Genomic DNA, 5,732 nt, shown 5'->3' on the forward strand with positions numbered 1-5,732 from the left:
TCGGAGAGGGCGTCATAGGCGGCGTACATGTCGGCGAACAGGGTGTCGCCGCCGGTGGGCGGGGTCTCGACGGCCAGCAGGACAGAGCCCATGGCCGGCGCCAGGTCATAGCTGTGGTCGGTGTGCCAGCCGCCGCCGATGTTGGTCTGCTGGTCCGGGGTCTTCTCGACCTTGGCGATCTCGGGATAGCGCTCGGTCTTGGGGAAGTAGCGGTTGACCACGATGGGGGCGAGGCGCCGGGCGAAGGCGATCTGCTGCTCCGGCGTCATCTGCTGGCCGTGGACGAAGGCGACGCCGCGGTCGAAGACGGTGGCGCGGATCAGGTCGATCTCCGCCTCGGTGGCCCGGTTCAAGTCGACACCCTGAACCAGGGCGCCGCAGCCTTCCGTGGGGCGGATCGAGAGGTCGAGGGTGGTGGTCATGGCGGGCTCCTGTTGAGGAGAACCTAGGCCGGCGGCTTGGCGGAGTTTGTCACCAGAGTTACAATTGGCAATGAGTCCTCGCGAGCGCGCCGCCGAGCTGTTGACCCGGGCTGTCTGGCTGCAGGGGCATGGGCCGCCGATGATCGAGGCGCTCCTGACCCACGGCCGCATCGTCCACCTGCCCACCGGCGCCTGGGCCCAATCGGAGGGGGACGAGCAGACCGGGATCACCCTGGTGGTGGAGGGTGCGGTGCAGATGATGTGCGCGGCGCCCGGTGGTCGCGAGGTGCTGTTTGGCCAGGCCGGTCCCGGCGTGGCGCTCGGCCAGACCCTGAGGTTCGGCGGCGGGCCTAGGCTGGTGACCCTGATCTGCGTCGAGCCGAGCGTGCTGCTGGTGGTCCCAGACCATGCCTTGACCCGCATCGCGGCCGACCGGCCCGAGGTCTGGCAGGCGGTGGCGGCGCTCGTTTATCTGCAGCTGCGCGGCGCCCTGATGATCGCCGCCGAGGCCGTGGCCCTGCCGCCCCGCCAGCGGCTGGCCGCCCGCCTGGACATCATGGCGCGCACCGGCGGCCGGTCCCTGCGCATGAACCAGCAGGCCCTGGCCGAGATGCTGGGCCTCAGCCGCAAGACCGTGAACTTCTACCTGGCGGGCTTCCAGCGCGGGGGCCTGCTGACCCTCGGCTACGGCCATATCGAGGTGCGCGACACTGCTGGCCTGCGGCGGATCGCGGAAAGCTAGGCGCCGCCCGCCGCGGCCCCGCCAAGACCCCGGGCGCTCGCAGGGGTCGGCGTGTCAGGTCTGGCGCGACGCGGGGGAACTCGGCCAGGACAACCGGGCGCTTGCGCCGGGGTCGGCCGACCGAAGCGACCACTCCCCGCCCAATTGTCGCGTTAGCGCGGTGATGATCCTGAGCCCAAGAGTCCCGAGTTCGGCGGTCGCCGTTCCGGAGACGCCCACGCCGTCGTCGGCGATGACCAGAGTTCGAACCGCACCGTCCTCGGACAGCTCGATCGTGATCTGGCCGGGACGATCCGGAAAGGCATGCTCCAGGGCGTTGTTCACGCATTCCAGCATGATCAGGACGACCGGCGTAGCTTCCTCGGCTGACAGCACCACCGCGCCGCTGGAGATTGAGACGGCGACATCATCGCGGGCGGCCGCCTTGAGCGCGTCATCGACGATGGAGCGCGCCAGGGAATCAAAGGCGCTGGCCTGCCGCTCAGCGTCAGCCAGGCTTCTCTGGATCTGGGCGACCAGGGCGGTGCGCGCAGAGGCGTCGGCCAAGGCCTTGCGGGCGCCCGGATCGGTCGAGGCGCGCGCTTCCAGGCTCAGCAGCGCACTCACCACCTGGATATTGTTGGAGACCCGGTGCTGCACTTCCCGCAGGAGGATGTCGCGGCTCTCCGCGAGGGCGGCGTTGCGCTCGACCTCGCGGGACAGCCGCCGCGACGCGCCGTCCAGGCTGACGATGAAGAAGATGTCGACCGCCGCGACGAAGATGTAAAAGCCCAGGGCGACCAGGGTGGCGACGCCGAAGTCAAAGCCTTGCGGACCGATCCAGAACCACCAGGCGGCCAGGCCAGACAGTGTGGCGGTCATGATCGCAGGTCGCAGTCCGGCATAGTAGGCCACCAGCACCACGGCCGGGAAGAAGGTCAGGTAGGGAAAGCCCGGCGGGAACCAGGGCGCCAGCCCGAAGCGCAAGGCGAAAGCGACACCCCAGGCGAGGAGGGCCAGCAGGTAGCCTCGCCACGCGGAGCGTCGGAAGAAATCCTGATGCATGCGGTTCCCAGGAGGCGCGCGGAGCGCGGCCGCTTCCTCTAGCTATCGAAGTTGCACCCAGAAAGTCCATTCCGGAAGCCCGCCGCGATCATGCACGACTCTGGACTAATGCTTCGGGGGCGGGAAGCGGACGTGATTAGGGTCCGAGAAGGGTGGTGGGCTCAACTGATCGCTGCAACACACTCGGCGAAGGTCTCTGCTGGTGTTCGGTAGAGCAGGGTCTTTCTGGGCCGTTCGTTGAGCTGGCGGGCGATGGCGCTGAGCTGGGCTTGGCTGTGCACAGACAGGTCGGTCCCGTGGGGCAGGTACTGGCGCAGAAGGCGGTTGGTGTTTTCGTTGGAGCCGCGCTGCCACGGTGAGCGAGGATCGCAGAAGTAGACCGCACGTCGGAGGCCACAGCCAAGCGTTTGTGGTCGGCGAGTTCCTTGCCCCGATCCCATGTCAGGGACCGATAGAGTTCGCCGGGCAGCTTCTTCGACTGTTTGATCAGGGCCGTGACGACGCTTTCGGTGTCCTTGTTGGCGACCTTGACCAGCATGACGTAGCGCGAGTGGCGCTCGACCAATGTGGCGACGTAGCTGTTTCGGGAGCCACCGACGAGGTCGCCTTCCCAGTGACCGGGCACGGCGCGATCCTCGACGCAGGCAGGCCTCTCGCTGATAGAGACTGCGTCCTTGATCTGGCCCAGGCCGTTCCGCTTGAGCGTGGCGTGCCGCGAGCGACGGATGGTCCGCCGAGCTCTGAGGTGATCCAGAAGTTCCTTCTTCAGCACGCCTCGGGTCTGGATGAACAGGCTGCGATAGATGGTTTCGTGCGACACCTGATTGTGCGGCTCCCCGGGCCAGGTGCGCCTGAGCCAGCCGGCGATCTGCTCGGGCGACCAGTTCCGCCTCAGCTTGGCCGATACTGTCCGCGCCAGGGAGGGTCGGCAAGCCAGCTTGCACCGCTTGGGACGCAAGGCCCGATCCCAAGCCGCCTGATCGGAGCCAGTCGCGCGATACCGTTCCGACCCGCCGTTACGCACAACCTCGCGGCTGATCGTCGAGGGCGACCGTCCCAGCGTCCGGGCGATCCCACGTAGCGAGCAGCGGGTGCTGAGCCCCTGGGATATCTCCTCGCGCTCGCTCAAACTAAGCGCCCGATCCGCCCGCTTCCGATCTGGCGGACGGATGCCGCCCGTCGGCGACAGCACCGAAAACACCGACGACGACTCCCGATCGAACAGCCGTCCGATCCAACTCATAGACTCGCCGGCCTTCCAGCGATCCCAGATCTCAGCCCGCTGGGCCGCCGAGTAGTAGATCCTCTTTCGCTGCTTCATCGCCCACGCTCCATCTCCCAAGGAAAGTTAGCGTGTTGCGGTCACCGGTTGAGCCCACCGTCGAACCCGGTCATCGGCTCCCTGTCGAATAGCGGGCCGGACTTAGGCGCTCACGCCCTTGTCGCCTCCGGGCCCGACCCGCGTCTCCACCTCGCGGGCGGCGACGGGGGCGTGGCATTCCGAGCAGGTCATGACGGGCGCGAAGTCGCAGCCGCAGGCCTTGTGGCGGTGGAGCAGGGGGGCGCCGGCCTCGCCGGCGTAGTGCTGGTCGCCCCAGTGCACGATGGCCATCACCACGGGATAGAGGTCCAGGCCCTTCTGGGTCAGGCGGTATTCGTGGCGCACCGGGCGGTCCTGGTAGGGAACCTTGGACAACACGCCCTCGTCCACCAGCAGCTTGAGCCGCTCGGCGATGATGGTGCGCGAGATGCCGAGCCTCGTCTGGAAGGCCTCGAACCGCCGCACCCCCAGGAAGGCGTCGCGCAGGATCATCAGGGTCCAGCGGTCGCCGATCACCGCCACTGAACGGGCGATGGAGCAGGGCTGGTCGGCGAGGTCTTCCCACTTCACGGGCGGTGTTCCTTGGTTCGGCGACACTATCCCATTGACTGGGTCCAGATTCAATACGATGGTTCGTCCAGAAACTGAACTCAGGTGAGGCCATGGCCCCGGAACCACTGCACGCGGCGCCCAAAGTCTGCCTGGTGATCGGCGCCGGGGACGGGGTCGGCGGCGCCATCGCCAAGGCCTTCGCCGCCGAGGGCCTGACCGTCTGCGTCACCCGCCGCGCCCGCAACCTCGACCAGCTCGAGGCGCTCGCCGCCGACATCCGCAACTCCGGCGGCAAGGCCCACGCCTTCGGCGTCGACGCCCGCGACGAGGCCGAGATGATCGCCCTGTTCGACCGGGTGGAGGCCGAGGTGGGACCCCTGGAGGTGGTGGTCTTCAACATCGGCGCGAACGTGCGGTTCACGGTTCTGGAGACCACAACCAGGGTGTTCCAGAAGGTCTGGGAGATGGCCTGTTTCGCGGGCTTCCTCAGCATTCGCGAGGCGGCCCGGGTGATGACGCCGCGCGGCCGGGGCACGATCCTGGTCACCGGCGCCACCGCCTCCCTGCGCGGCGGCAAGATGTATTCCGCCTTCGCCTCGGCCAAGGCCGCCCTGCGCTCGGTGGCCCAGACCGCCGGCCGCGAACTGGGACCGGCGGGGATCCACGTCGCCCACATCGTGGTGGACGGCGCCATCGACGGGGTCTTCACCCGCACCAACAATTCCCCCGAAGCCGTCGCGGCCAAACTGGCCGGCGACGAGATCCTCAAGCCAGAAGACATAGCCGCGAACTATGTCTGGCTGCACAATCAGAAACGCTCGGCCTGGACCCACGAACTGGATCTGCGCCCCTGGAAGGAGACCTGGTGATGGGCAAGACGATCGACTTCATCTTCGATTTCGGCAGCCCCAATGGCTACCTGTCCTGGAAGGTCCTGCCCGCCGTCGCCGCCAAGCACGGCGCCACGGTCAACCTGATCCCCTGCCTGCTGGGGGGCATCTTCAAGGCGACCGGCAACCAGTCGCCGATGACCGCCTTCGGCGGGGTGAAGGGCAAGCTGGAATATGAGGGGCTGGAGACCCGGCGCTTCGTGGCCGCCCACAACCTGACCGCCTATCGCTCCAACCCCCACTTCCCGGTCAACACCCTGCTGATCATGCGCGGCCTGGTGGCGGCGCGGCGGGCGGGCGTGGGTGACGCCTATCTCGAAGCCGTGGTCTCGGCGATGTGGGAGCAGGGGCTGAAGATGGACGATCCGGAGGTGGTGGCCGGCGTGCTCACCAAGGCCGGTCTCGACGCCCGCGCGATCCTGGAGGCCACCCAGGACCCGGAGGTGAAGGCCAAGCTGGCGGCCAACACCGAGAGAGCCGTGGCGCGCGGCGCCTTCGGCGTGCCGACCTTCTTCGTGGACGGCGAGATGTTCTTCGGCAAGGACCGGCTGCACGCGGTGGAGGCGGAGCTTTCGCGCGCCTGATCAAACATCCGCTCATCCCGGCGAAGGCCGGGACCCAGGTACATCTCGGATCATCGATCAGGTCCCGTTCGTGTGGTTGGGGTGGGTGGGGGGCAATGGGTTGGGGGCCCGCGGGGGGGGGGCCCCCAGACGGGGTACCACCGAACACCCCGACCACACCCAACGGGGGGGAGAACC

6 protein-coding genes and 1 pseudogene are annotated in these 5,732 nt (G+C 68.0%); 3 read left to right on the forward strand and 4 right to left on the reverse strand.

Annotation, left to right across the window (positions count from 1 at the left end):
• Positions 1-422, reverse strand: a 422-nt coding sequence (locus tag RMO97_RS08755; RefSeq protein ID WP_310540390.1) for a TauD/TfdA family dioxygenase, incomplete at its 3' end; no start/stop codon positions are given.
• 70 nt (positions 423-492) lie between these two features.
• Between RMO97_RS08755 and RMO97_RS08760 the strand changes: the two genes are divergently transcribed.
• Positions 493-1,164, forward strand: coding sequence for a Crp/Fnr family transcriptional regulator (locus RMO97_RS08760; RefSeq protein ID WP_310540392.1), 672 nt, complete (start codon positions 493-495; stop codon positions 1,162-1,164).
• A 54-nt stretch (positions 1,165-1,218) separates the two neighbouring features.
• Here the strand turns inward: RMO97_RS08760 and RMO97_RS08765 are convergent, their stop codons facing one another.
• The 3 genes and pseudogenes from RMO97_RS08765 to RMO97_RS08775 form a co-directional block, all read right to left on the reverse strand.
• Positions 1,219-2,208, reverse strand: coding sequence for a histidine kinase dimerization/phosphoacceptor domain -containing protein (locus RMO97_RS08765; RefSeq protein ID WP_310540393.1), 990 nt, complete (start codon positions 2,206-2,208; stop codon positions 1,219-1,221).
• A gap of 161 nt (positions 2,209-2,369) precedes the next feature.
• Positions 2,370-3,529 (reverse strand): annotated as a pseudogene (locus tag RMO97_RS08770) (IS30 family transposase).
• A 102-nt stretch (positions 3,530-3,631) separates the two neighbouring features.
• A complete protein-coding gene (locus tag RMO97_RS08775) occupies positions 3,632-4,099 on the reverse strand; it encodes a helix-turn-helix domain-containing protein (protein WP_310540395.1) in 468 nt (155 codons plus the stop codon).
• Positions 4,100-4,191: 92 nt separating this feature from the next.
• Between RMO97_RS08775 and RMO97_RS08780 the strand changes: the two genes are divergently transcribed.
• A complete protein-coding gene (locus RMO97_RS08780) occupies positions 4,192-4,950 on the forward strand; it encodes an SDR family NAD(P)-dependent oxidoreductase (RefSeq protein ID WP_310540397.1) in 759 nt (252 codons plus the stop codon).
• Positions 4,950-5,555, forward strand: a complete 606-nt coding sequence (locus tag RMO97_RS08785; protein ID WP_310540399.1) for a 2-hydroxychromene-2-carboxylate isomerase — start codon at positions 4,950-4,952, stop codon at positions 5,553-5,555. The genes RMO97_RS08780 and RMO97_RS08785 overlap by 1 nt, the downstream gene beginning before the upstream one ends.
• Positions 5,556-5,732 lie beyond the last annotated feature (177 nt).

Origin of the sequence: Phenylobacterium sp. (assembly GCF_031425575.1) — a bacterium.
Lineage (GTDB): Bacteria > Pseudomonadota > Alphaproteobacteria > Caulobacterales > Caulobacteraceae > Phenylobacterium.

Bases quoted from the DNA above. Each gene is read 5' to 3' on its own strand.
- RMO97_RS08780 (WP_310540397.1), top strand. From the start codon at position 4,192: ATGGCCCCGGAACCACTGCACGCGGCGCCCAAAGTCTGCCTGGTGATC.
- RMO97_RS08765 (WP_310540393.1), bottom strand. From the start codon at position 2,208: ATGCATCAGGATTTCTTCCGACGCTCCGCGTGGCGAGGCTACCTGCTG.
- RMO97_RS08785 (WP_310540399.1), top strand. From the start codon at position 4,950: ATGGGCAAGACGATCGACTTCATCTTCGATTTCGGCAGCCCCAATGGC.
- RMO97_RS08760 (WP_310540392.1), top strand. From the start codon at position 493: ATGAGTCCTCGCGAGCGCGCCGCCGAGCTGTTGACCCGGGCTGTCTGG.